The sequence below is a fragment of the Ignavibacteria bacterium genome, from assembly GCA_017302895.1.
Classification (GTDB): Bacteria; Bacteroidota; Ignavibacteria; order Ignavibacteriales; family Ignavibacteriaceae; genus UTCHB3.
On record JAFLBV010000002.1, the window covers coordinates 91,422 to 116,968 of the forward strand.

The 25,547-nt window shown below is 39.9% G+C and carries 19 protein-coding genes and 2 tRNA genes; 15 read left to right on the forward strand and 6 right to left on the reverse strand.

The window, feature by feature from the left end; all coding sequences use genetic code 11:
- The first annotated feature begins 209 nt into the window (after nt 1-209).
- The 4 genes from J0L60_08060 to J0L60_08075 all read left to right on the forward strand — a co-directional run bounded on the left by J0L60_08060 (nt 210) and on the right by J0L60_08075 (nt 4,893).
- On the forward strand, nt 210-611 hold the full coding sequence (locus tag J0L60_08060) for a heavy metal-responsive transcriptional regulator (protein MBN8546073.1): 402 nt from the start codon (nt 210-212) through the stop codon (nt 609-611).
- A gap of 13 nt (nt 612-624) precedes the next feature.
- Nucleotides 625-1,257: a mercuric transport protein MerTP gene (merTP, locus tag J0L60_08065; GenBank protein ID MBN8546074.1), complete on the forward strand. Its 633-nt coding sequence runs from the start codon at nt 625-627 to the stop codon at nt 1,255-1,257.
- 75 nt (nt 1,258-1,332) lie between these two features.
- Nucleotides 1,333-2,976: a mercury(II) reductase gene (gene merA / locus J0L60_08070; protein ID MBN8546075.1), complete on the forward strand. Its 1,644-nt coding sequence runs from the start codon at nt 1,333-1,335 to the stop codon at nt 2,974-2,976.
- 345 nt (nt 2,977-3,321) lie between these two features.
- A complete protein-coding gene (locus J0L60_08075; protein ID MBN8546076.1) occupies nt 3,322-4,893 on the forward strand; it encodes an IS1182 family transposase in 1,572 nt (523 codons plus the stop codon).
- A 146-nt stretch (nt 4,894-5,039) separates the two neighbouring features.
- On the opposite strand, the gene J0L60_08080 is transcribed toward J0L60_08075, so the two are convergent.
- Genes J0L60_08080 through J0L60_08090 form a run of 3 tightly spaced genes read right to left on the reverse strand, consistent with a single transcriptional unit; the run spans nt 5,040 to nt 10,568 of the window.
- Complete coding sequence (locus tag J0L60_08080; GenBank protein ID MBN8546077.1) at nt 5,040-8,150, reverse strand: efflux RND transporter permease subunit; 3,111 nt, start codon at nt 8,148-8,150, stop codon at nt 5,040-5,042.
- A 15-nt stretch (nt 8,151-8,165) separates the two neighbouring features.
- On the reverse strand, nt 8,166-9,218 hold the full coding sequence (locus J0L60_08085; GenBank protein MBN8546078.1) for an efflux RND transporter periplasmic adaptor subunit: 1,053 nt from the start codon (nt 9,216-9,218) through the stop codon (nt 8,166-8,168).
- Nucleotides 9,219-9,239: 21 nt separating this feature from the next.
- Nucleotides 9,240-10,568 (reverse strand): TolC family protein, encoded by a 1,329-nt coding sequence (locus J0L60_08090; GenBank protein ID MBN8546079.1) that lies wholly within the window; start codon nt 10,566-10,568, stop codon nt 9,240-9,242.
- Nucleotides 10,569-10,786: 218 nt separating this feature from the next.
- Between J0L60_08090 and J0L60_08095 the strand changes: the two genes are divergently transcribed.
- Complete coding sequence (locus J0L60_08095; GenBank protein MBN8546080.1) at nt 10,787-11,113, forward strand: multidrug efflux SMR transporter; 327 nt, start codon at nt 10,787-10,789, stop codon at nt 11,111-11,113.
- A gap of 15 nt (nt 11,114-11,128) precedes the next feature.
- Here J0L60_08095 and J0L60_08100 read toward each other — a convergent pair.
- From J0L60_08100 to J0L60_08110, 3 genes are all read right to left on the reverse strand, one after another.
- Nucleotides 11,129-11,217, reverse strand: a tRNA-Leu gene (locus J0L60_08100).
- 43 nt (nt 11,218-11,260) lie between these two features.
- Nucleotides 11,261-11,333 (reverse strand) — tRNA-Phe (locus tag J0L60_08105).
- A 150-nt stretch (nt 11,334-11,483) separates the two neighbouring features.
- Nucleotides 11,484-13,763, reverse strand: a complete 2,280-nt coding sequence (locus J0L60_08110; protein MBN8546081.1) for a hypothetical protein — start codon at nt 13,761-13,763, stop codon at nt 11,484-11,486.
- Between the two features lie 138 nt (nt 13,764-13,901).
- Here J0L60_08110 and J0L60_08115 point away from each other — a divergent pair, with 138 nt between their 5' ends.
- The 10 genes from J0L60_08115 to J0L60_08160 all read left to right on the forward strand — a co-directional run bounded on the left by J0L60_08115 (nt 13,902) and on the right by J0L60_08160 (nt 25,544).
- The gene (locus tag J0L60_08115) at nt 13,902-14,798 is read left to right on the forward strand and encodes a phosphoribosylaminoimidazolesuccinocarboxamide synthase (protein ID MBN8546082.1); all 897 of its coding nucleotides are present in this window, start codon (nt 13,902-13,904) and stop codon (nt 14,796-14,798) included.
- Nucleotides 14,799-15,392 (forward strand): CDP-diacylglycerol--glycerol-3-phosphate 3-phosphatidyltransferase, encoded by a 594-nt coding sequence (gene pgsA, locus J0L60_08120; GenBank protein MBN8546083.1) that lies wholly within the window; start codon nt 14,799-14,801, stop codon nt 15,390-15,392.
- Nucleotides 15,385-15,840 carry a phosphatidylglycerophosphatase A gene (locus tag J0L60_08125; GenBank protein ID MBN8546084.1) on the forward strand — a complete coding sequence of 152 codons (456 nt, stop codon included), beginning with the start codon at nt 15,385-15,387 and terminating at the stop codon, nt 15,838-15,840. The genes pgsA and J0L60_08125 overlap by 8 nt, the downstream gene beginning before the upstream one ends.
- Nucleotides 15,841-15,850: 10 nt before the next feature.
- Nucleotides 15,851-17,107: a competence/damage-inducible protein A gene (locus tag J0L60_08130; protein ID MBN8546085.1), complete on the forward strand. Its 1,257-nt coding sequence runs from the start codon at nt 15,851-15,853 to the stop codon at nt 17,105-17,107.
- Nucleotides 17,097-17,648, forward strand: a complete 552-nt coding sequence (gene thpR / locus J0L60_08135) for an RNA 2',3'-cyclic phosphodiesterase (protein ID MBN8546086.1) — start codon at nt 17,097-17,099, stop codon at nt 17,646-17,648. Before J0L60_08130 ends, thpR begins: the two co-directional genes overlap by 11 nt.
- Nucleotides 17,645-18,661: a recombinase RecA gene (recA, locus tag J0L60_08140; protein ID MBN8546087.1), complete on the forward strand. Its 1,017-nt coding sequence runs from the start codon at nt 17,645-17,647 to the stop codon at nt 18,659-18,661. Before thpR ends, recA begins: the two co-directional genes overlap by 4 nt.
- A 38-nt stretch (nt 18,662-18,699) precedes the next feature.
- The gene (locus J0L60_08145; protein MBN8546088.1) at nt 18,700-19,350 is read left to right on the forward strand and encodes a regulatory protein RecX; all 651 of its coding nucleotides are present in this window, start codon (nt 18,700-18,702) and stop codon (nt 19,348-19,350) included.
- The gene (locus J0L60_08150; protein MBN8546089.1) at nt 19,351-20,334 is read left to right on the forward strand and encodes a flavin reductase family protein; all 984 of its coding nucleotides are present in this window, start codon (nt 19,351-19,353) and stop codon (nt 20,332-20,334) included. It abuts the gene before it with no gap.
- 11 nt (nt 20,335-20,345) lie between these two features.
- Nucleotides 20,346-22,319: an acetoacetate--CoA ligase gene (locus J0L60_08155; GenBank protein ID MBN8546090.1), complete on the forward strand. Its 1,974-nt coding sequence runs from the start codon at nt 20,346-20,348 to the stop codon at nt 22,317-22,319.
- A 180-nt stretch (nt 22,320-22,499) separates the two neighbouring features.
- On the forward strand, nt 22,500-25,544 hold the full coding sequence (locus J0L60_08160) for an N-6 DNA methylase (protein MBN8546091.1): 3,045 nt from the start codon (nt 22,500-22,502) through the stop codon (nt 25,542-25,544).
- Nucleotides 25,545-25,547: the final 3 nt, after the last annotated feature.

Consider the following 25,547-nt stretch of genomic DNA (forward strand, 5'->3'; position numbering starts at 1 on the left):
TTGTGATCAAAAAACACAAAAGTTACTTTGGTTAATGAACAATTACCGGTAATATTCGAAAAAACGAAAAATGACATAAAAAAAGAGGCTGCTGGATATTTACTATCGAGACAGCCTCTTTTTTTTTTGAAATATATTTCGTTTCGCTCTTGACTCGGTACTATACTACGGTGCGTATATTTGTGAAGTACGAAAAAAGGAATTAAAAAATGGTTGAATATTTTGTAGGTCAATTGGCAAAAGATGCCGGAATTAATGTGGAGAGTATCCGCTATTATGAAAAGCAAGGACTTCTTCCCAAACCAAAGCGTAGAGATTCGCATTACAGAATCTATGATGAAGTGGATTTACACCGATTACTTTTCATTAAACGAGCTAAAGAACTTGGTTTTACGCTTAAAGAAATTAAGGAGTTGTTAAGGTTGAGAATCGATGACGATGCAAAATGCGGAGATATCAAACATCTGACTGAACAAAAACTGAGAGATGTGGAGAATAGAATTAGAGACTTAAAAAAGATCAAAACCGTTCTTGTTAAACTCATAGACCAATGCATTAATGAAGAAGTATCATCAGAAGAATGCCCGATTCTTGAATCAATCAAATTTTAATATTGGAGAAAAAATGAAAAGTAAATTATTATCAGGTAGCGGAATTGTAACTGCACTTCTCGCATCGCTTTGCTGTATTACGCCTGTGCTTGCCGTGCTTGGTGGTTTGGGAGGAATAGCTACTACTTTTTCTTTCCTTGAACCGTTGAGACCTTATCTTATTGGACTAACGGTTATCGTTTTGGGATATGCATTTTATAAAACATACGCGCAAAAAGAAAATGATGCAATTGAATGCGCTTGTTCAACCGATGAATTGTCTGACAACAAAGCAGTAAAGATCAAATTCATTAACTCAAAGAAATTCCTTTGGATTATTACTGCTGTTAGTGTAATGCTAATTACATTTCCGTATTACTCGGCAGCTTTTTTCCCAACTGAAATAGAAGATATTGTAATAATACAATCTAATAATATCGTTAAATCCAAGGTGAACATAGAGGGAATGAGTTGCATCGCCTGTGAAAAGTCAGTTGATCATGCGCTTAAATCAAAAAAAGGTGTTGTTAGTGCAACATCATCTTACAAAACCGGTACTGCCTATGTTGAGTATGACACGACAAAAGTTAAACCAGAACAACTTAAAAAGGTTGTTGAGGATAAAGTTGGCTATAAAGTGACGAGCATTGAAAATATAGCAAAATAAGAAGATGTTTTCAGAAATTAGTGCCACGAAATTCCTAAATAAATTTAATAACGGAAAACAAATTGAAAGATTAAAATGACTATTCAGACAATAGACCTGGAAATAAGTGGAATGACTTGCGATCATTGCTCAAAAACAATTGAGAATAAAGTCTCAGCAATCGATGGTTTAGTCGATGTGTCTGTTAGCTACCCGGATAAGAGAGGTAAATTCCAATATGATTCTGATAAAACTTCAGCAACTGAAATTATTACTGTTATCAATTCTATTGGTAGCTATAAAGTGGTTGATGATATTAAAGGATTGAGCGACGAAAACTCTAAATATGATTTAATAATTATCGGTGGTGGTTCAGCAGCTTTTTCAGCAGCAATTAAAGCCAGTGAGTTTAAGAAAAAAGTATTGATGATTAATGAAGGACTTCCTGTGGGGGGTACCTGCGTTAATGTTGGATGTATCCCATCCAAAACATTAATTCGTGCAGCAGAACAATTCCATATTTCAAATTATCCCGGATTTACGGGAATTAAATGCGGAAAAAGTCAGATTGACTTTAATGACATAATTCGGCAAAAAACAGAATTAATAAACGGATTACGAAACGCAAAGTATGTTGATATTATTCAAGATGATCCAAATGTAACTTTCAAAAAGGCATTTGCTAAATTTTTCGATAAAAATACGGTTGAAGCTGATGGTAAAAAATTTACTGCTGAAAATATTCTTATTGCCACCGGGTCCACTACTTTCATCCCGACAATTCCCGGTCTGGAAGAAGCCGGCTATTTAACAAACGAAAATCTTTATGAATTAAAAGAACTTCCTGAGCACTTAATCGTAATTGGCGGACGATATATCGCATTGGAAAATGCCCAAATGTTTGCAAGATTTGGTTCAAGGCTCACTATTCTTCAAAGGTCGAGCCGAATTCTTTACGATGAAATGCCGGATGTTACTGAGACGCTGAGAGAATTATTAGAGGCAGAAGGAATATCAATTTTAACTGATACGAAAATAAAATCGGTTGTAAAAAGAGAGGGAAAGACCTTGATCAATGTTACAGTTAATGGAAATGATCAAGTTATTGAAGGGACTCACATTTTTGTCGCCACGGGAAGAATGGGTAATACTAAAGGTTGTGGTCTGGAAAAATCAGGGATCAAAATTCATAGCGGCAGTTTTATAGACACGAATGAATTTATGCAAACATCAATTCCGAATATCTACGCTGCCGGTGATGTCACAGGGGAGTATTTATTTGTTTACTCAGCTGCTTATGAAGGTTCGCTCGCAGTTCAAAATATGTATGATGAGATAAAAACCAAAAAAGACTATGCTATTTTTCCCTGGGTTGTCTTTACCGATCCGCAGATTGCAGGAGTAGGGATGGATGAAAGTATGGCTAAAAATAACAAAATTGAATATGAAGTTTCCATAATTCAACTTAAAGATGTCCCTCGTTCACTTGCGGCACGAAATACAAAAGGATTTATTAAGCTTATCCGTAATAAAGAGAATGACAAATTAATTGGAGCGCGGATTTTAGCTTCCGAAGGTTCGGAATTGTTAATGGAAATTTCTCTTGCCATTAAATATGGAATTACCGTGAAGGAATTAAGAAAAATGTTTCATCCTTATCTTACTTTATCAGAAGGAGTAAAATTAGCAGCCATTAGTTTTGACAAAGATGTGAAGAAACTTAGCTGCTGTGCAATGTAAATTCTTAAGTAGCATTGTAATTAATAGATCATCATTAAAGAATTTTCTTGATTTAAACGGTTAGAATACACAAACAAAAAAGAGGCTGTCTCAAAAGGGGCAGCCTTTTTTGTTTTGTTCTCATAATTAGCACGAAGTGTCCCATCCTCAACCTGGTTCCAACTTATACATTACTGATTTATTGACTCCTCTCCCAACCATCAATATTAGAAAGTGTAGTACCTTGTTTTCGCCAGAAAATTGACCAAAGCGTGTTAACATAAACATGTCCTAACCTATTGTAATATATAGTAGTTAAGAGGAATATATATTTGTGTATCCGATCAATTTTTTGTATTTTTGCATATGAAAAAGACACCAAAAACCCCTGCATTCAAACCCTACGATCAGCACCAAATGTTTCTGTTTCCTCCTTCAATTGAGGATATGATACCCAAGGAGCATCCTGTTCGTGTGGTAAACTCAATTCTTGATAAAATTAACTATACATCTTTGTTCGACCGATATCCGGGTGGAGGGACTTCCAGTTATAATCCCGTGATGCTTGTAAAGGTAATCGTTTATTCCTACCTTAACAATATTTACACCAGTCGAAAGATAGAAGCTGCCCTAAAGGAAAATATTCATCACATGTGGATAAGCGGTATGCAGCAACCTGATCACAATTCAATAAACAGGTTCCGCAAGGATAAGCTGAGTCTATCCCTGAAAAACCTCTTTACACAGGTGGTTGAACTACTGGTAGAACAGAAAGTCTTGAGCATAAAAGAGTTGTATTTAGACGGTACAAAGATAGAGGCGAATGCCAATAAATATACCTTTGTTTGGGGCAATGCCATCAAATCAAACAAAGAGAAAATGAAGAGACAGCTTAAGGATATTTGGGAATTTGCTCAAACACAGGCCTCAGAGGATGAGAAGGAAGATTTTCCCTTTGAGTACCATGAGCCCGATCCTGAGAGTGTCAAGGAGGCAATAGAGAGGATTAATAAATCTCTGGCAGACAGCGAGGCCGAGGTACCGGCAAAGCTAAAGCAGAAGTTGAAATACGCAGAGAAGAACTGGCCGGTGAATCTGAAGAAATATCAGGAGCAGGAGGGTATACTTGGTGAGAGGAAGTCGTATAGCAAGACAGATAAAGATGCGACATTCATGCGGATGAAGGAAGATCACATGATGAACGGGCAGTTAAAAGCGGGTTATAATGTAGAGATAGCAACGAACAACCAGTTAGTGGTAAGTTATGATATTTTCCAGAAACCTGCTGATGCAACGACATTACCTGATGTAGTAAAGGGAATACAGCAAGAGTATGGAGAGAGCCCTGAGTACTTAATTGCGGATGCGGGTTATGGGTCTGAGGAGAATTACCAGTTCCTACATAAGGAGGGAATAAAGGGAGTAATAAAGTACAATTACTATGATGCTAAGAAGAAGAGAAAAAGTAAGTACCCATTCAGTCACGAGAATCTTTACTATAATCAGGAAGAGGATTGTTTAATCTGTCCGATGGGTCAGAGAATGGATAATGTAGGAAAACGGCACAGAAAAACAGAAAATGGTTACACACTTGAGTTGAGCAGGTACAAGGCGAAGAACTGTGAGGGATGTCCACTTCGGGGAGCATGTCACAAAGGTGCCGGGGAGAGAATTATAGAAATAAGTCATACAGGGAGAGAACTAAGACAGAAGGCGGAAGAGATACTCGAATCAGAGACCGGAGCAGAACTCTACAGACGGAGAAAGATAGATGTGGAGCCGGTCTTCGGAAACATAAAGCAAAACATGGGATTTACGAGGTTCACACTTCGAGGAAAGAAGGGTGTGCTGACAGAGTTGGGATTGGTAGCTTTTGCTCACAATTTTAGAAAGATAATATTAGGCAAAATGTTCGAATTTACCCCAAATTTTGCTTAAAAAAGGGTTAATACCCTTTTTTTGTGATCAAAAAACACAAAAGTTACTTTGGTTAATGAACAATTACAAGTTTTGTTCAAAAAACTGGTAAAATGACAAAAAAAAGAGGCTGCTGGATAATTACTATCGAGACAGCCTCTTTTTTATTAATTAACAGCTTCTTTTCTTTTTAGCAATTTTTTGATTCTGGCTCCTGTGTTATCCACAAGTTCATAAACCACAGGAACAAGAACGAGGGTAAGAAGCAGGGAACTTGACAGACCACCTATAATGCCCCAGGCAAGTCCTGATTTCCACTCTGATCCATCACTTGATGACATTGCTATTGGTATCATACCCATGATCATCGTAAGGGTTGTCATCACGATTGGTCTCAACCTCGATCTTCCGGCTTCAACAAGTGCATCTCTTGATGAAACCCCTTGTTCAAGTTTCATCTGGTTTGCCCGGTCAACGAGGAGAATAGCATTTTTCGCCACCAGTCCAACAAGCATTACTATTCCGAGCATGGAGAAAATTGATAGAGATTTCATCGCCATCGCAAGGGCAAGAAGTGCTCCAACCATGGCAACCGGTATTGAAAAGAGCACTACAAAAGGATATACCCAGTTATCGTATAAAGCAACCATAATCAGATACACGAACAAGATTGCCGCAGTAAGTGCAAGGAACATGCTGGAGAATGATTCACCCTGCATCTTTACATCTCCCATGTACTTGAAGGTCACACCTGCAGGGAAATTAACTTTTGCTCTTGCAATATCAATGTCCTGAGCGATAGAACCGGTGGGTCTTCCAACTGCCTGCGAGTAAACATAGAGAGCGTTACTTCTGTCGGTTCTTGTCAATTTTGAAGGACCTGTTGTCGACTCAAGTGTAGCAAACTGACTTAGCTTAACCTGTTTTCCGGTTCGCGAAGTAAATATCATTTCCTCGAGCGAAGAGGTTTTATTTCGGGAGACATTATCGAGCATGATTCTGATATCAAACTCGTTCCGGCCGTCCCGGAATTTGGTGTTATTATCACCTGTAAAAGCGATTCTTAATGTCTGTCCCACTTCTGCAAGAGTCAGTCCGTAGCTCGCCATAAGTCTTCTGTTGACTTTGACAGAAATTTCTTTCTTACCCTGTTCAGAAGATAGTCTGACATCAGCAGTACCCGGTACTTTTTTGATGACTTCGGCGAGTTTTTCGGCGGCTACTCTTACACTGTCGAGGTTAGCACCGGAAACCACGAGCATAATCGGCGTTTGATTGGCAGTACCAAAAATACCAATTGGATTAACATGAACTTTTAATCCTGGCCTAGCATTCAACTTCTGGCGTATTTCTTCACTTATCTCATCGGTTGATCTTTTTCTCTCTTTTCTTGGGATCAGCGTTACATCGATAGAAGATATATTGTTGGCATTTTGACCGAGCATTCCTTCTGCTGCAAGTCCGGCAGTCGTGTTAATTCTTTTGACCTCCGGAATCTGAGAAATTATCTTTTCAATTTCCATCGATTTGAAATTTGTTTCCCTGATATTGGTTGACGATGGCATCTCGACAACGACAGTAAATTCACCTCTGTCTGCGACAGTCATAAATTCTCCACCTATGAAGCCGAGAGGGACGAGACTTAAAGAGCCCAGAAAAAGAACTGTAGTAACAAGGAACACTGTTTTCTTATGGTTCAGACCCCATTTTAGAAGTGCAATGTAATCCTCGGTCAACTTTTTGAATGCTCTCTCAAATCCGTTAACAAATCTGCCGAAGAGTGTATTTTCGGAGAACTTTTCAATGTTCGAGAACCTTGATGCCAGCATTGGAGTAATCGTAAACGAAACCAGCAGACTCATAAGAGTGGATACTACAACAACGAGAGAAAACTGCCTCAAAATATTACCCACGATACCCGTTACTAAAGCAAGCGGAAGGAAAACCGCCACATCCACAAGGGTAATTGACAGAGCGGCAAATCCAATCTCATTTCTTCCTTTCAGAGCTGCAACCCGTCTGTCCGCACCTTTTTCCAGGTGGTGATAAATATTTTCCAGCACCACGATAGAATCGTCGACGAGGATACCCACGACGAGAGACAGAGCCAACAGGGTCATCAGGTTGAGTGTAAATCCAAACGCATATATCGCTATAAAGGTGGAAATCAAGGATGATGGAATTGCGATCAATACGATTACCGAGTTCCTGAATGAATGCAGGAATAGAAGCATCACAAGCGCAACAAGAACCACCGCGATTGCAAGATCTTCTTTTACAGCATCGGCTGCAGCGATAGTATAGAGCGAACCATCCTGAGCAATATCGAACTTTAAATTGATATTCGAATACTGTTTTTCAAGTTCGAGGAGGGTTTGCTTACTTACTTTTGCAACTTCCACTGCGTTAGCGTCCGATTGCTTTTGTATGAGCACTCCCACAGATGGAACTCCATCAATACGCGATTGCTGGGTGAATTCCTTGGTGCCATCAATAACTTCCGCGACATCGCTTAGCATTATGTCTGAGCCATTGAAGTTTCGCAGAATCACCATATTTCGAAGATCGTCGATATTATTGAACTTACCTGCGATTCTGACCACATATTGTGCATCAGCGTCTTTGATTGCACCCGCAGGAAAATCCAGATTTGAAGCCCGGATAATCTGAGTGACTGTATTTATTGAAAGATTGTAACTCTTTAATTTCTGCTCATTTAGGAGGATTTGAATTTCGCGTTCCTGACCTCCCACAAATGAAATTTGAGCAACACCTTTTACCTGTGCGAGTTCAGGCTTCACAAAATCATTCAGAAAGGTTCTAAACTCGTTTGGTGGAAGGTTGCTTGTTGTACCGATTCTTAAAATGGGGATCTCATCAAGAGCAATTTTAAGAAGTGTAGGCGGATCGATGTCATCCGGGAGCTTTGCCACTATCTGGTTTACTCTTCTTTGAGCATCCTGTAGAGCAAGATCTATATTCACAGACTGATTAAACTCAACTGTAATGAGGGATAAATTTTCTGAAGAAGTTGCATTTACAGTGGATACCTGATCCTGTCCGGAGACTGCATCTTCAATTATTTTGGTAACCGAAGTTTCCACTTCATCGGGTGATGCACCCGGATAAGTGGTAATGATCACTATTACAGGGGGGCTGATTTTTGGGAGCAACTCATAGCTCAGTTGCTGGTAACTGAAAAGTCCTAAAAGAATCAGTACCGTAAACAGAACAATGATCAGGGAGGGTCGCTTGATCGATAATTCAGTAATTGTCATTTTTTGTTCTCAAACTTATTTTGATTTAACGATATTTACAGGACTGCCATCTCTCAAATTTACCTGACCCGATATTGCGATCTGATCACCTTTTTCTATTCCTGAAAGAATCTCGATATTCGTTCCGGTTTCGATTCCGGTTGTTACTTTTTTCAGTTTTGCAACATTATTCTCGATGATAAAGACTTGAGCATCTGCTGTGCTTCCGATAATCGCAGTTCTGGGGACAACCACCGATTCTCTATTCACTCTTCTGTTAAATTCAACATCGACATTCATCCCGGCTTTCAAATTTTTGTTATTCAAAATGACAAGTTCCACCGGGAAACTGTGGACTTCATCACCTTTCACACCGATTGATTTGATTCGTGCACTAAATTCCTTACCGGGGAAAATATCGGTAGTAATTGTGGCGAGATCACCGTTCTTTAGAAAAAATACATCACTTTCAGCAACACTTACCTTTACTCGGGGAGCGCTGATATCAACAAGATTAACGACAACAGTTCCTCCAATCACATTACTACCGAGATTAACCATGCGCTGCGTAATCACCCCTGAGAAGGGGGCCTTTATTTTGGTATCTTCAACCTGTCTCCTTGCAATGGTCAGTTGAGCTTCTGAAGATTTGAATGCCAGTCTGTAGGCATCCACCTGTGCCTCGGTCGCAGAACCTTCTTTGAGAAGTGCTTCAAATTTTTCAAGGTCTTTCTTTGATTTTTCGTAATCAGCTTCCCTGAGTCGAAGAGCAGCTACTTTCAGTTCATCATCCACTTTAAATAGTATCTGACCGGCTTTAACCATATCGCCAACATCGCAATAAACCGCTCTTATTAGTCCGGGTGCCTCTGATACAACTGCCACTTCCTTATCAGCGAAAACCGTTCCAGTTTGCGTAAGTTTTTTATCAATAGTCTCGATTGCTGCCTCAATCACGGAGACTGCAACGGTGGTCATTTTTTTTGTTTCAACTTTTGCAGCCATTTTCTGTTTGTTGTTAAAAAGTACAAAAGCAATAACTCCAATTATCGCTACAACAATCAGGATGTAAATAATCTTTTTTAGCATTTTTTTCTCTTAAATTCTTTATTAGTTACCGGTTGCTTTGTCTAAAAGTGCTTCTGCGTTCCTGAGATCGGAAATTGATGTGACGAGTTTTATTTTTGCATCAAACAGCGCCACTTCAGCATCAATCAGGTCAGAATTTTTAATCAAGCCTTGCTGAAAGAGGTTGTAACTTACTCTGTAATTTTCTTCGGCTTGTTTTACGGTATTTTGGGCAAGTTCAATTCTGCTCTTGTTGGCAGTATAGTTCAAAAAGGCTTGTTTCACCTCGATGAGAATGCCATCTTTCATCATCTGATACTGATAATTGGTCTGTGCAAGTTCAGATTCAGCCTGCTGTGTCTTATATGAAGTGGCATTCCAATTCCAGAGAGTGTAGGAGAGTGAAAGTGTTACATCCCAGGTACCTTTAAATTCATCCTTGGTAGGAACGATTCTTTGGTTCGGTCTTGAATAATTATAATTGCCAATGAAATAAATATCAGGGTACCATGCAGAGCGTGTAAGCTCAATCGCACTTTTTCTGGAGTTTAATCTTACCTCCATAGCCTTAAGTTCGGGTCTGCTCTTCAGGGCGAGAGTGTTTATCTCGTCGAGTGTAAGATTTGTTGCAGGTTGATCGGTAATCAGCGAAGGTTTAAGGGTCAGTTCGGTTTCATATGGCATATCCATACTGTTCAACAACATTAACTTCGCCATCTGCTTCGCATTTTCTGTTTCCAACAGTTGTACTTTTGCGGAAGAAAGTTGCACTTCCAATTTAAGAATTTCGTTTTCTGTGATCAGGCCCTGTTTGAAAAAATTCCTGAGATCTTTCAAGTGCAATTCAATTGTCTTTATGTATTCTTCGACAACTTTTTTGCCTTCGGTTACTTTATAAAGCGACCAGTAGGAATTAGCAATTGAGTATTTCAATTTGCTCTTCTCACTCTGAAGGTCAAAAAGACCGGCAGCAATTGCCTGATCTGAGAGCTCTTTGTTCAGGTCAATTTTGAAACCTGTAAAGACGGGTTGAGTGAGTGTTAATTTTGCCGAATAGTTGTTCAGTATGCTTGGGGAGACTGTGAATGTCTGCATTGAGCCACCGAACGGTATACTAATTGCGAATGGATCAACCTCACTCAGTCTGGTATAACCTGCTTGAAGGGAGAGCGAGGGGAGTCCGGCGGTTCCTGCCTCTTCTCTTTTTAATTTTGCAGCATTTACCTTTTCAGCAGCAACCTTTATGCTCTTGTTGTTCTCCAATCCGTACTTGACGCAATCATCCAGGCTCATCTCCACACTTTTCTGTGCGGATGTCAGCCCTGTCACGAACAAGATTAAAATGGACAGGTATTTGGGCAATTGAAACATAAATCTTCCTTGGTGTGTTTTCCTGTTAAATCACATATTTCGCAGGTAATTATTAAAAAAATCAGGTGTTTCTGCTTATTTTTTCAGTCTGTTTTATTGAAAATGTAAAATTGCAATAAAAGACAACAAATTTAAGAAAAAGCGATTGATCAAAGATGAATATCTCAATCATGATTTCATTTATGGAATGATTTTATAATTAAAAAAAAGACTTAAATATGGAATGGATATTTTTATTTGTTGCGGGTTTACTCGAAATCGGATGGCCCCTTGGGTTCAAGTTGTCTCAATCATCACAGGATGGATCTACAAAATGGTTGTGGATAATCGCCGCGGTTATAAGTATGGCAGGGAGTGGCTATTTCCTTTGGCTTGCACAAAGAAATATTCCAATAGGAACAGCTTATGCAATCTGGACAGGAGTAGGAGCAGCAGGAACATTTATAATAGGGATATTATTCTTTAAGGATGCGGCAACGGCAGGTAGAATTCTGTCGTTTTTTCTGATAGTTGCGGGGATAATAGGATTGAAACTTACGAGTTAAAGAAGGGTTTAAAGGTGGTGCCGAAAGCCGGGGTCGAACCGGCACCTGGTGTGAGCCAGACTGGATTTTGAGTCCAGCGCGTCTGCCAATTTCGCCATTTCGGCATACCTGAAAAAAATTGCCACGGTCGGTATCGTGGCAGGAAAGTGGGCAGGGACGGAATCGAACCGCCGACACAAGGATTTTCAGTCCTTTGCTCTACCGACTGAGCTACCTGCCCTCTAAATCAAATATTTAGACTGTAAATTTAAGGAATTTCTCAATATTGAGCAAGACCTGTAAGCAAAAAAAACAAAAAAAATCGCCAAAAAATAAAAAGAGAGGAGCGATTTGGAATCACTCCTCTCAAAAGGCATGGTTAATTGGCCAACTATTTTATTAACATCATTTTTCTGTTTGCTCTGAAACTCGACTTACCATCTGATGAGACAGCTTCAATAGAATAGAAATATGCACCTGAGGCTACAGAACTCATTATCTGTGAATGATGATGCAATCCCGGAGCCAGGGTTCCTTTATCGTAACTTTCCACGAGGTTACCTGCAGCGTCATAAAAGTTCAATTTTACTCTGCTTTCAACAGGTAATGAGAAGGAGACCATGGTTGAAGGATTGAATGGATTCGGATAATTTTGATGCAGTTCAAAAGTTGCCGGAGTAGTAATTACGGCTTCAACAGCTTTAGTGTACTCAAATCTTCCGTCAAAATCCACCTGGCGGAGTCTGTAGAAATATCTTCCGGGTTTAGTCACACTTCTGTCAGTAAATACATAGCTGTTCTCTTCAGAAGTTGTTCCTTTTCCTTCAACAAATGAAATTCTTGACCATGCAAGTCCTGATGCCTGATCTTCAGCTCTCTCAATTTCAAATCCCTTATTATTGGTTTCGGTAGCGGTTGTCCAATCGAGTTTGACCGTGTAACCATCGGAATTTGCGATGAAAGAAGTCAATTCCACCGGTACAGCAGCTGTAACAGTGACATTTGATGTTCTCTTATGAACAGGAGTACCACCGGCACCTTCGCCTGTGACAGTAACTGTATAATTGGCTTCGGGAACTCCACCTGAAGTACGAATCCAAAGTTTCAAACTGTCCGGGAAAGTAGTCAGTGAGTCTTTCCCTTCGAACCGTAAGGAAAAACTACCACTCGTTGGTACAGGGGTTATTGCCGCTGAGAACTTCACACTTTTTGTGTATGCTTTAACGGATGGAACCGTTACATAAATAAATGTACTGTCAAGATCGTTACCTACAGAAACATTGGCGGGTAACACTCTCATTCCATAATCGGGGAAGTAGGAGCCATAAGCACCAAAGCTGTTGTTCCTGAAATCGGTATACGCCATGAAAGCCTGATTACCAACCGACTGAATCGCATCGTAGTCACCCTGGTAATTGGCTCCAGTGCCTGATGATTGCTTAATCTTGGCTGTCTTGTTTGTAATTCGGTAGTTGGGAGCGAAAGTCTGTCCTCCATCATCGGTATAGGTTGCAAAGACATCCATGCTGTCTGAGGTTGGAACAAGCCTGGTGTCGTAGAATTTTACATAAAGTCTTCCGGATGAAATGTCGCACCAGATAGCAGGGAAGAAACTGTGATTATTCTGCGGATTTGCATCATCATTCACCACCTTTGCGGCTGACCATGTAGCACCGTAGTCGGTTGAATAGCGACTGAAAACATCAGATTTGTTTCCGCTTCCTGTTGGACTGTTTGAGGCATAAACCAGATACAATCTTCCTCTGTATGGTCCGTTACTGTTGTCAGCAGCTATCATTGGATATGGTCGGGTACGCATATTCTGGACAGTTGATCTTCCTGAAATTTCTGTACCGATCACATTTGAGAAGGTTTGCTGTGATTTTAGCGTAAAAGTAGCACCGCCATTGGTTGAATGGTAGAAACTGTAAATTCCGGCAGCATTAGTACCCGAGTGGGTAACTACAAAAACTGATCCGCCATCCACCCAGCTTGTACCATTGTAGTATGGTCCAATTGCAGACATCATTCCGGGAAGAGCCTGTGTGGAGAGCTGTGTTACTCGCGAAAATGTAACCCCACCATCGGTGCTCCGGTGGATATTACCCATACCTGAGCCGGCGGTCATCACATTATAGATATAGTTCGAGTAAGGCCCGGTGGTCTGATCGATTGCCATCCAGTTTTTATCGACACCATCAACTCCGGTAACTGCTGCGGTCCATGTTACACCACCGTCAGTGGAACGAATGTTTTTTGAACCTGTGATATTTCCAAACATACTTTGATAATGGAGAACGCCATCTCTTCCCCATGCAGTAAGTGGATCACCCTGGACCGCGACTCCGAATGATGGAACTATGCGTGTCCAGTTCCAGCCATCGGCTGTGTAGTATGCAGCGTTAATGTTATACGCTGCAAACATCCTCTTAGGATTCGTCGGATCCATTGAAAAATGAGGTTCAGCCTGTTCGGTACCAAAAAAGAAATTATCGTAATCTCCGATGGTAACAGGTACTGATTCAATTGAGATGAATGGGGGAGATATCTTCTCCAGATCTTTCGGAAACCGGTCAAATATGGCATCAGGGTTTCCTTGTGAAAAAATACTACTGAAAAAGCCGGCTATGATAAAAAAAGCCACAACTTTTGAGCGTATCGATGTTGTCATCGGGACTCCGTTTGGTGATGAGATTAATTAAGATATGATGTAGCATAAAGTTACAAAGAAAATTTAATATTAGAAAATGAGAAGTGAATATTTTTTGTAATTTCCTAAATTTGTTATTCATTTTTTTAAAGATATCTGATGCCAGAGATAATTTTAGCCCCTGTCCTGCAAAAACTCGAAAAGGTTGCATCCGGAAAAGTAAGAGAAATCTACAAAGCCGGGGATGACTTGTTATTCATTTCAACTGACCGATTATCAGCCTTTGATGTCATAATGGCTCAAGGAATTCCATTTAAAGGAACAGTACTGAATTCCATTTCCGCGTTTTGGTTTAACCATACAAAAGATATCGTGAAGAATCATTTGGTAACAACGGTTGTTTCTGAATATCCTTCCGAATTGCAGGAATACAGTCACCTGCTTAAGGGCAGATCAATGATAGTCAAACGAGGCAGGATAATTCCAATTGAATGTATCTTGCGAGGTTATATCAGCGGGTCAGGTTGGAATGACTATAAAGAGACGGGTAAAATTTCGGGGATTCCGTTGCGTGCAGGGATGAAAGAATCCGAAAAACTGGATGAACCTGTATTTACGCCTTCAACCAAAGCTGAGATCGGCGAACATGATGAGAATATCTCATTCGACGAGGCTTGCAGGATAGCCGGAGGTCCGCTGATGGAAGAAGTAAGAGAAAAGGCTATTGCCATATATAAAAAATGTGCCGAATATGCCCTTGAAAAAGGAATTATTATTGCTGACACAAAAATGGAGTTTGCTATTGATCATAATGGGGAATTGATGCTCGCGGATGAACTGCTCACTCCTGATTCCTCCAGATTCTGGGATAAATCTTTATATTCGCCCGGTAAGGCACAATTCAGTTATGATAAACAATTTGTAAGAGACTATCTGCTCTCGATAAATTTTAACAAACAACCTCCACCACCACGATTACCTGACGAGGTTATAACGAAAACCGCGGAAAAATATCTTGAAGCATTCAAAATAATTACAGGTAAAGAACTCATCTAAATGATACTTCCAAACCAGTTGACTGTTTTAAGGATAATCCTTACTCCTTTCGTCGTTTTTTTCCTTCTCGGTGATGGTGCTTATTTCGAAGAGATAACCATTGTCATCTATATCATTGCAGCACTTACAGACTGGTATGATGGCTGGCTTGCGAAAAAGTTTAATTACTTCACCAACTGGGGTAAGATTTGGGATCCGATTGCCGACAAAATCCTGACTGCAGGCACAATGCTCTCTCTGGTTTGGCTGAATGTTCTTCCGTTCATTCCTGTGGCGGTCATTATCCTGAGGGATATCTTTATGACCGGATTCAGATCATACGCAGAGCACATCCACAAGCCTTTTCCCACGAGCAGGTACGCTAAAGTGAAGACATTTATAGAAATGGTGTACCTCAATTATGTGCTCATCAGTTATCTGTTGAAAAATTCCGAAATATTACCGCTTGATGTCCGAAACTTCTTCGCCATGATTCATGTTGAACCGGTGGTGTATTGGGGGCTAATCATTGTCGCCTTTATTACAGTTCACTCTGCGTATATTTATGTGAAGGATAATTTCCATTTATTCAAGGAGATCCTGAAGGGTGAGTAAATTGAATGTTCTCCATAAATTTTTGGGAAGCGGCTTTCTTACAGGATATTTAAAGGGACCAACCGGAACATACGGAAGTGCCGTCGCACTTGGTATCTATTTGATTCCGGGAGTTGAAAATCTTGCCTTTTTAATCCCCTTAATAATCGTCACTTCAATTTACGGCACATGGGTATGTGGCAAATTTGAAGAATTGTATGGAAAAGATCCCGGGGAGGCAACGATAGATGAATTTGCAGGAATGTGGATTTCTCTTATTCTGGTTCCCAAAGAACCTGTTTACCTGATTCTCGCATTCTTTCTATGGCGGATATTTGATATCATTAAACCGCCACCGGCACGAAACTTCGAAAAACTTGAAGGCGGACTTGGAGTGATGGCTGATGATATTATGAGTGGAGTTTACACCCTGATCGTGATGCAGGTAATTATAGCAATGTTTAAATAAGGTATTGTAAATGAATGCAATTGTGATTTCGATTGGTGACGAATTATTAATCGGACAAACTGTGAATACAAATGCTTCTTTCATTGGAGCAAAATTAACTGAAACCGGGTTGAGAGTGATGAAGGTTGTTACCGCCCCCGATGAGATGGACAGCATTATCCTGGAACTTGAAAAAGGATTGAGTGAGCACAATGTTGTGATTGTTACCGGTGGACTTGGCCCAACTCACGATGATATAACAAGAGAGGCAATTTGTAGATTTTTCAAGGCTGAACTTGTCAGAGATGAAGATGTGTACAATGATATCAAGGATAGATTTGCCAGGTTTGGAAGAGATCTAACCCCAACCAATGAGGATCAATGCCGGGTTCCTGAATGTTGCCAGCCGATTAGAAATTTTAACGGTACTGCTCCCGGCTTTTGGATCGAAGAAGGTGATAAAGTTGTAGTCGTAATGCCGGGTGTGCCCAGGGAAATGCAGGCTATGGTCGAAAATTTTGTAATTCCTAACTTAAAAACCAAATACGGGGACAAACTTAAAAAAATTGCACGACGCAATATTCTGACAACAGGAATTGCAGAATCCAATTTGTATGATAAGTTGACACCGATTGATGAAGTCTTTCCTAATGTTAAAGTTGCGTTTCTTCCAAATCTGAACGGTGTAAAAATCAGACTCACAGCAGAGGCCGATACCATGGAAGAAGCAAACGAAATTGTTACTGCCGCAGAGCAGCAACTCAGATTGAGAGTTGGCAGATACATCTACAGTAATGGAGAAGATAACCTGAGCAAGGTAATTGGAAACCTGCTGCGGGAACGACAACTCACTCTCGCCATTGCAGAATCATGTACCGGTGGAAACATTTCCAATCTTCTCACGGATAATTCAGGAAGCAGTGAGTATTTTGAAAGAGGCATAATTGCTTACAGTAATGCATCGAAAGTTGAGATTCTCGATGTAAACGAGGATCTGATAAACGAGAAGGGGTCTGTTTCAGAAGAGGTTGCTATGGAAATGTGTAAAGGTGTTCGTTCAATTTCCGGAACCGATCTTGGACTGTCGATTACAGGAATATTGGGTCCAAAAGGTGCCACGGCGACAAAACCAGTTGGACTGGTGTACATAGGTGTGGCTTCACATGAGCGCGCTGTAGTGAAAAAATTCAATTTTGGCGGAACGCGAATTGAAAACAAGGTGAGAGCATCGCAGGCAGCTCTCGAATTGCTAAGAAGATTTGTACTCGGAATTCCGATTGAAGCATAGACTTTTCATCGCGATCGATTTTCCGGACGAGGTAAAGCAATCTGTTTATCAGAATGTAAAAAAAATGATCAAGGGTTCTGATTTAAGAATCAGCAAACCCGAAAATTTACATATTACAATAAAATTTTTGGGGGATGTTGAGGAAACCAAAATCCTTGAGATTATAAGCAGTCTGGATTTTCTCAAATCGATTCGAGGAGAGACTGTAAATTTCTCCCGGTACGGGTTCTTTTACAGAAATCGGGTTCCTGCGGTTTTTTGGTTGAAATGCGAGGTCGGGGAGAATGTTATTTCGACAGTGAAAAAACTGGAAACCGTTTGTGAGCAAATCGGATTTAAAAAAGTAGATAGGGAATTTGTTCCTCATCTGACTCTTTGCAGGATAAAAAGAGAACCCGATCCTGCTATTGTTCAGAAGATACTGAATGAACCTGCAATAAATTTGGCAACTACAATTTCTAATATCACTCTTTTTAGCAGCGTGCTGACCGAAAAGGGTGCCATTTATACAGTTTTACACAATTATCAGGAGTTAAAATGAGTGATACTCGAGAAGTAAAAAATAGAATTATTGAAGATACAATCTCCAATATTGAGAAATCGTTTGGAAAAGGCTCAATTATGCGCCTTGGAGACGGTGTGATAAATAAAGTGGAGTGCATTCCGACAGGTGCTCTTTCTCTTGACCGGATACTTGGCATTGGTGGCATTCCCCGCGGTAGAATTACTGAAATTTACGGTCCTGAATCGAGTGGTAAAACCACAATTTGTCTCCATGTCATCGCAGAAGCTCAGAAAACAGGCGGAATTGCTGCGTTCATAGATGCAGAGCATGCTCTCGATATCAATTACGCAAAGAGACTCGGTGTGGATGTTTCTAATCTTCTCCTTTCCCAACCCGATTTTGGTGAACAGGCTCTTGAAATCACAGATACTCTTGTAAGGAGTAATGCTCTCGATGTTATTGTTATTGACTCTGTAGCCGCACTCGTACCCCGGGCTGAAATCGAAGGTGAGATGGGTGATTCACACATGGCAGTTCAGGCGAGATTGATGTCCCAGGCACTAAGAAAGCTTACAGGAGCGATTTCAAGAAGCAAAACGGCAGTGATTTTTACAAATCAACTTCGCAGTAAAATTGGTGTAATGTTTGGAAATCCTGAAACTACCACTGGTGGTAACGCTCTTAAGTTCTATGCTTCACTTCGGCTGGATATCAGGAGAGTTGCTCAAATTAAAGACGGAAATGATGTGGTCGGGAACAGGACCAAAATAAAAATAGTCAAGAGTAAAGTGGCAGCTCCCTTCAAAGAAGTTGAGTTTGATATCCTCTATAATGAGGGAATCAGCAAAACCGGAGATCTGATCGATCTCGGTGTCGATACCGGAATAATTAAAAAAGGTGGCAGCTGGTTTACATTCGGTGAGGACAGATTCCAGGGAAGAGAGCAGTTTCGTCAAAAACTTCTTGAATTACCCGATCTTTTCAACAAACTTTCATACGAGGTTAAAGTAAAAATCGGTCTTATTGAAGCCAACGAGGAAACAAAATAATTTTGATGGCATCTTTCGGGATGCCATTTTTTGTTTTCATGAATACAATTCTTAATATCAGACTCAAATCCGAAAATTTTGTAATTATCGAATTCGATAATTTACCTCCGCTTATTGTACCTAAACTGCTCGTTTACGAGATGGGATTACGGAAGGGTGATCTTCTTACAGAAGAGATGTTGGAATCGCTGAATTTCGAGAATGAACTCTACCTGTGTGAACAAAAAGCACTCTATTATCTTGGGAAGAGACTCCACTCCACAATGGAGTTGAAAAGGAAGTTGTATCAAAAAAAGTTTTCCAAAAAGGTTATTGAACCTGTTATCCTGAAGATGAAGGATCTGACCTATCTGGATGACAAAAAGTACTCCGAACTGCTGGTAAATGAATCTCTCAATCTCAGGCACGACGGGCTGCAAAAAATAAAAGCAAGATTAATTGAAAAAGGCATCGCAAAAGAGTTGATTTCAGAAGTGTTGTCTTATATGCTTAATGATGAGATTGAAGCAGATAATATAAAATTAACGGCAGACAGGAAACTTTCTTCCCTGAAAAAGAGATTTACTGATAAGAAGGAGATCAACCAAAAGTTGACTGCCTTTCTTTTATCAAAAGGTTATTCCTTTTCCGCCATTAAGAATTATTTCAAAAATATCGATCAGGAAACTGACCTGAATGAGGAGTATTAAATGCTGACATTTGATCCCAAATCAATTTCTGTGATGGAAGTGCAGCGGTTGATTCAGGGTGGAGTTGCCCCCAGACCCATTGCTCTTGTTTCAACGCTTTCTGAAGATGGAACACCCAATTTATCACCATTCTCTTTCTTTAATGTCTTTGGTGCAAATCCACCGGTTGTAGCATTTTCCGCTTCCAGGAGAGGTCGGGACGCCACTTTTAAAGATACTTACAAGAATCTGATGGCAACAAAAGAATGTGTCATCAGTGCGGTTACTTTCGAAATGGTTGAACAGATTAGTCTTGCTTCAGCCGAATATGAGAGTACTGTTGATGAGTTCGTCAAATCGGGTCTCTCTAAAGTCGATTCCACTTTCGTAAGACCTTTCGGAGTGAAAGAATCCCCATTCAGAATGGAATGCAGGCTTCATCAAATGGTTAGTGTCGGTGAAGGGGGAGCAGCAGCTAACATTGCAATCTGTGAGGTGATCGGATTTCATGTGGCAGAGGATATTTTTACCAATTCTGTCATTGATCCTCAAAAAATCGATCTCGTAGCGAGGATGTCGGGGGATTACTACTGCAGGGCTTCAGGAAGTGCGATTTTCGAAGTGGAAAAACCTGTCGGTAAAAAATGTATCGGATTTGACAATCTTCCGGCATTCATGCTCAATTCGCATTCATATACCGGAAATGAACTTGGTGCATTCGCAAATTCCGAATCCATTCCTGACAACTCAGAAAACAGACAGCTCATCTTAAGCATTACCAGCAAAGAATTTCCGGGATATGAAAGAACCCCCGCTGCCTTAAACCGCTATTTCCGCAGAAATGAACTTGAGAAAGCAGTAAAGCTCCTTTTTACGAACGAAGAAATTAAAAATTATCCAAAAGAGAAACGGGTAAAGTTGCTCGAGCAGACAACAAAACTTGCTCTTCAACTAAAGAAAATCGATATTGCATGGGCACTCGCTCTTGAAGTCGAAAAACTTTAAGAGGATTTAGCATGGAACCCAAACTTCTTTGGTCACCTTCCCCTGAGCGCAGAAACAGTTCAAATCTTCAAAGGTTTATCAGTTTTGTTAATCAAAGACATGAACTCGAAATAACTGATTACCCCGGTATCTATCAATTCTCGATAGATAACATTGAGACATTTTGGGAGGATATTCTTCATTTCTCAGGACTGATTTATTCAGGCAGTTACCAAAAAATACTAAGTAACACTGAAATGCCGGGAGCCAAATGGTTTGAAGGCATTTCTCTGAATTACGCAGAAAATGTCTTTTCAAAATTGAGCGGAGAATATGCCATTACTTCGTATCGGGAGGGTTATGGTACCTTCAGGATAAAATCAACCCGCCTCAAGGAAGTATCTTTGAAGCTGGCAACGGCAATGCGACAATCGGGAATTGTTAAAGGTGACAGAGTGGCTGCATTTTCCGCAAATGTTCCTGAAGCAGTCATGGGATTATTGGCTTGCTCTTCGATTGGAGCAATCTGGAGTTCCTGCTCGCCTGATTTTGGTACTACAGCAGTAATTGACCGGTTTGGACAAATTGAACCAAAAATTCTTTTCGCATCTGAATCATATGAATACAATGGCAAACGATTTGATTGTATTGAGAAAATAAAAGAAATTGTCGCAGCAGTCCCATCAGTTGAAAAAGTCATTCTCATCCCTGCATTTCAAGATTTCGAAAGTGAATCGTTGCATCTCTGTCAATCCGTCCCGGATAATTTTATCTGGTTCGATGATTTCATCGCTGAGCAGAGCGAGATTACCGGATTCGAAAAGGTAGAGTTTTCGCATCCGCTATATATATTGTACTCTTCCGGTACCACAGGAAAGCCCAAATGCATAGTTCATGGAACCGGTGGTGCAATGCTCCAACATTATAAAGAGCTTTCGCTTCACACTGATCTTAAGGAAGGAGAGAAACTCCTTTACTTCACCACCACGGGTTGGATGATGTGGAACTGGCTTGTCAGTGGTATGCTCGCCGGAGCAGAAATTGTGCTCTTTGATGGTTCGGTGATCTATCCTGATGAAAAGGTGTTGTGGGAATTCGTTTCAAATGAGGAAATTAATGTCTTTGGTACGAGTCCAAAATTCCTTTCCATTAGCGAAAAGAATAAGGTAAAACCGTCTAATCTTTTTCATTACAACAAGTTAAAGACGATCCTTTCAACCGGTTCACCACTATCTGAAAATAATTATGAATGGGTTTACCAAAATGTAAAAGCTGATATTCAGTTGGCATCAATTTCGGGAGGTACGGACATTGTTTCATGTTTTATGTTGGGTTCGCCTCTGCTTCCGGTTTATTCGGGAGAAATACAATGCCGGGGACTGGGCATGAAAGTGGAAGTATTTAATGCAGAAGGGAAAAGTGTTTCGGGAGAGAAAGGAGAGTTGGTTTGTACTGCCCCATTTCCGAGTATGCCTGTTAAATTCTGGAACGATGAAGGGGATAAAAAATACAGGGATGCCTATTTCACTCATTATCCGGGAGTATGGCGGCATGGCGACTATATAATGATTAATGAAAGAGGTGGTATTGTTGTTTACGGGAGAAGTGATGCCACTTTGAATCCCGGTGGAGTAAGGATTGGAACAGCAGAGATTTACAGAATAGTTGAAGAACTGGATGAAGTTTCTGACTCAATAGTTTGTGGATTTGAGACAAAGGGAGAAATTGAAGTTTTTCTTTTTGTTGTCCTAAAACCGGGCCTGGAACTGACTCCTGAACTCACATTAAAAATCAGGAAGTCATTAAAAAGCAAAGCCTCACCAAGGCATGTACCCCACAGAATTTTCCCGGTGGCAGATATCCCGAGAACAATCTCGGGGAAAAAAGTTGAAATGGCAATCACCAAAATCCTTTCTGGTGAAGAACCGGATAACAGGGAAGCACTTGCCAATCCTGAATCACTTAGTGCTTTTGAGAAAATTAAATTAATAGTTAACAACACATAGGTGGAAGATTTTAGTATCGGAAGGAGAGGGGATTCCGATTCACGCGCCTTGTACAGATTTTCGCAAAGTGCTATAAAACTGCCTGGGGGGTGTGGCGTTTTCTTAGAGAAATATTCAAAGCGCTTGTAAAAAATTACACCGTTTTTCCTTAACTTTAATAATCAAAAAAACGGATTATTCATGCAGGATAAAGACTCAGCTTACAAGGAAATTGCTTCTCTTATTGAGAGATTTGAAGAACAGATAATATCATATAAACGCTCAGAGTATAACGAAACGCTAACAAGACGAGATTTTATTGATCCGTTTTTTAATGCTTTGGGTTGGGATATTGATAATAAACAAGGTTACGCGGAGGCATACCGAGAGGTTATCCACGAAGACAAGGTAAGGATCGGAAGTTCCACCAAAGCACCTGACTATTCATTCCGTCTTCCGGGAGGCAAAAGACTCTTTTTTGTTGAAGCCAAGAAACCAAGTGTTGTAGTTAAAGAAGAAATATTACCCGCATATCAGGTTCGCAGATACGGCTGGAGTGCAAAATTACCAATCAGCATAATCACAGATTTTGAAGAATTCTCCGTATATGACTGTACCAAAAAACCATTCCCCACAGATAAAGCTTCCGTTTCCCGAATAAAATACCTGACTTTTAGAGATTATCTCAATGAATTTGATTTCTTGTGGGATACTTTTTCAAAGGAAAAGGTCTTAAAAGGGAGTTTCGATAAATTTGTTGCTGGTACTGCTGATAAGAAAGGAACCGCAGCAGTTGATGAAGATTTCCTTCTGTCACTGGATAAATGGCGCAGTCTGCTTGCGGTCTCTATAAGCAAATTAAACAAAGATTTGGATGAAGATGAACTCAATTTCGCAGTTCAACAAACCATCGACAGATTGATTTTTCTAAGAATTGCAGAGGACAGAAACATTGAACCATATGGGAATCTTGCATTTGCTGTAAGACAAGGTGAGTATTTCCAAAATTTGTATCAAATCTTTAAAGATGCAGATGAAAAATACAACTCGGGACTTTTTGATCTGAAGAAAGATCAAATCAGTAAAAATCTGCTGATTGATAAAAAAGTTATCAAATCAATCGTTGAACAACTTTATTATCCTGAATGTCCTTATGAATTTTCGGTTCTTTCAGTTGAGATACTTGGAAGTGCTTATGAACAGTTCCTCGGCAGGCAAATAAAGATTGGGAAATTTAATAAAGCGGTAATCGAGGAGAAGCCTGAAGTCCGAAAAGCCGGCGGAGTATATTACACACCTCAATATATTGTTGACTATATAGTCGAAAACACTGTTGGCAAACTCATTCAGGATAAAACTGTTGATTTTGTTAGTAAAATAAAAGTTTTAGATCCTGCCTGCGGAAGTGGCAGTTTTCTGATCGGAGCATATCAGTATCTTCTTGACTGGCACAAAAACTATTATGGTGCAAACACCAGGTCTTTCAAAGGAGGCAAAAATTCACCCGTTACTCCCGAAGGAAATCTAACAACTTCCGAGAAAAAAAGAATACTTCTGAATAACATATTTGGAGTCGATATTGATGTTAATGCGGTAGAGGTGACAAAACTGTCTCTTCTTTTAAAATGTTTGGAAGGGGAAACCGAAGCATCAATCAAAAATCAACTCTCGCTTTTTAACGAAAGAGTGCTCCCCACACTCGATAACAATATCAAAAGTGGTAACAGCCTGATAGACACCGATTTTTACGATTCACAAATCGACTTCGGTCATGAAAGAAAGATTAAACCGTTCAACTGGCAAAAAGCATTCCCTCAAGTGTTTAACTCCAACGGAGGTTTTGATGTTGTTATTGGTAATCCTCCCTATGTAAAGATTCAAACAATTCTCGAAAGCAATCCCGGAGAGATTGTAGAGTACTTTAAAACCAGGTATGCATCTGCCTCAAAGGGGAATTATGACCTTTATGTTGTATTCACAGAACGGGCTTTTTCCTTGTTGAATAAGGAAGGTGTACTTGGGTACATCCTGCCTCATAAATTTTTCCAATCGGAATTTGGTGCCGGTCTTAGAGACCATATCTCAAAAGAAAATGCTATCGAAAGAATTGTGCATTTTGGTGCGGAACAAATATTCAAAAATGCTACGACATATACATGTCTGTTATTCCTTGGCAAGAATCAGAAAAAATCATTTGAATTCTTGGAGATAAACAAACCCGAAGTTTGGGCAGAAGACCATTCAACATTTAATTTTATCAATGTTAACCAACCTCTACCGGGTGATAAATGGAATTTTAATACATCGATAAATTCGGCGATCTTTGATAAAATGAACAAAATTCCTGATACCTTGGGTAGTATTACAAGGAAGATATTTGTTGGTTTACAAACCAGTGCGGACAAAATTTATGTTTTGGATATAATCAAAGAAGAGACGGAAACTTTCACTTGTTTTTCCAAATCTCTTGAACGGGAAGTCGTATTAGAAAAGGAAATGGTAAAGCCGTTTTTGATGGGAAAAGATGTTAAAAGATATCAAAAACCGAAACCAAGATGTGTGGTGATATTTCCTTACAATATCATTGAAGGTAAAGCTATACTGATGACAAAAGAGGAAATTAAGAAAGTCTTCCCGCTAACTTGGGAATATCTGTCAGAAAATAAAAAGGTTTTGGAAAATAGAGAAAATGGGAAAATGAAGGGGAATTCATTCTACGCTTATATTTATCCCAAAAATCTTGTAGAATTCGATACTACAAAAATTATGACTCCTTACCTGGCGTTACAACCAAACTTTACATTCGACAACGATAATTTGTATCACACAACCAAAGTGTTTAGCCTCTCATTTTCAAAAAGAAGCAAGGTTGATCCATTGTATATACTTGGATTATTAAACAGTAAATTGATGGATTTTCATATCAGATCAACGGGTACCGTTTTTCGTGGCGGTTATTTCACCTTCAATACACAGTTTATTGAAAGTTTTAGAGTGAAATTGTTGAATCAAGATCTCCCTCAAGAAAAAGTTATTCATGATCAGGTGGTACATATAGTAAAGCAGATTCTCGATTTGACTGAGCAGGTTAATCACCTTAAAATTCAATCGCAAATTGACGAGATGAAAACCAAAATAAGCTACCTCGAGGAAAAAGTTGACCGGATATTTTATGATCTTTATGAACTCACACCTGAGGAGATAAAGATAATTGAGACGAAGGCAACAAACAGCCAAGAGCCATAGCCT

Coding starts and splice junctions, on each gene's coding strand:
- J0L60_08150 (MBN8546089.1), top strand. CDS start 19,351: ATGCTGACATTTGATCCCAAATCAATTTCTGTGATGGAAGTGCAGCGG.
- J0L60_08090 (MBN8546079.1), bottom strand. CDS start 10,568: ATGTTTCAATTGCCCAAATACCTGTCCATTTTAATCTTGTTCGTGACA.
- J0L60_08110 (MBN8546081.1), bottom strand. CDS start 13,763: ATGACAACATCGATACGCTCAAAAGTTGTGGCTTTTTTTATCATAGCC.
- J0L60_08160 (MBN8546091.1), top strand. CDS start 22,500: ATGCAGGATAAAGACTCAGCTTACAAGGAAATTGCTTCTCTTATTGAG.
- J0L60_08115 (MBN8546082.1), top strand. CDS start 13,902: ATGCCAGAGATAATTTTAGCCCCTGTCCTGCAAAAACTCGAAAAGGTT.
- J0L60_08130 (MBN8546085.1), top strand. CDS start 15,851: ATGAATGCAATTGTGATTTCGATTGGTGACGAATTATTAATCGGACAA.
- pgsA (MBN8546083.1), top strand. CDS start 14,799: ATGATACTTCCAAACCAGTTGACTGTTTTAAGGATAATCCTTACTCCT.
- J0L60_08155 (MBN8546090.1), top strand. CDS start 20,346: ATGGAACCCAAACTTCTTTGGTCACCTTCCCCTGAGCGCAGAAACAGT.
- J0L60_08145 (MBN8546088.1), top strand. CDS start 18,700: ATGAATACAATTCTTAATATCAGACTCAAATCCGAAAATTTTGTAATT.
- merA (MBN8546075.1), top strand. CDS start 1,333: ATGACTATTCAGACAATAGACCTGGAAATAAGTGGAATGACTTGCGAT.
- J0L60_08095 (MBN8546080.1), top strand. CDS start 10,787: ATGGAATGGATATTTTTATTTGTTGCGGGTTTACTCGAAATCGGATGG.
- J0L60_08080 (MBN8546077.1), bottom strand. CDS start 8,150: ATGACAATTACTGAATTATCGATCAAGCGACCCTCCCTGATCATTGTT.
- J0L60_08060 (MBN8546073.1), top strand. CDS start 210: ATGGTTGAATATTTTGTAGGTCAATTGGCAAAAGATGCCGGAATTAAT.
- J0L60_08075 (MBN8546076.1), top strand. CDS start 3,322: ATGAAAAAGACACCAAAAACCCCTGCATTCAAACCCTACGATCAGCAC.
- recA (MBN8546087.1), top strand. CDS start 17,645: ATGAGTGATACTCGAGAAGTAAAAAATAGAATTATTGAAGATACAATC.
- merTP (MBN8546074.1), top strand. CDS start 625: ATGAAAAGTAAATTATTATCAGGTAGCGGAATTGTAACTGCACTTCTC.
- J0L60_08085 (MBN8546078.1), bottom strand. CDS start 9,218: ATGCTAAAAAAGATTATTTACATCCTGATTGTTGTAGCGATAATTGGA.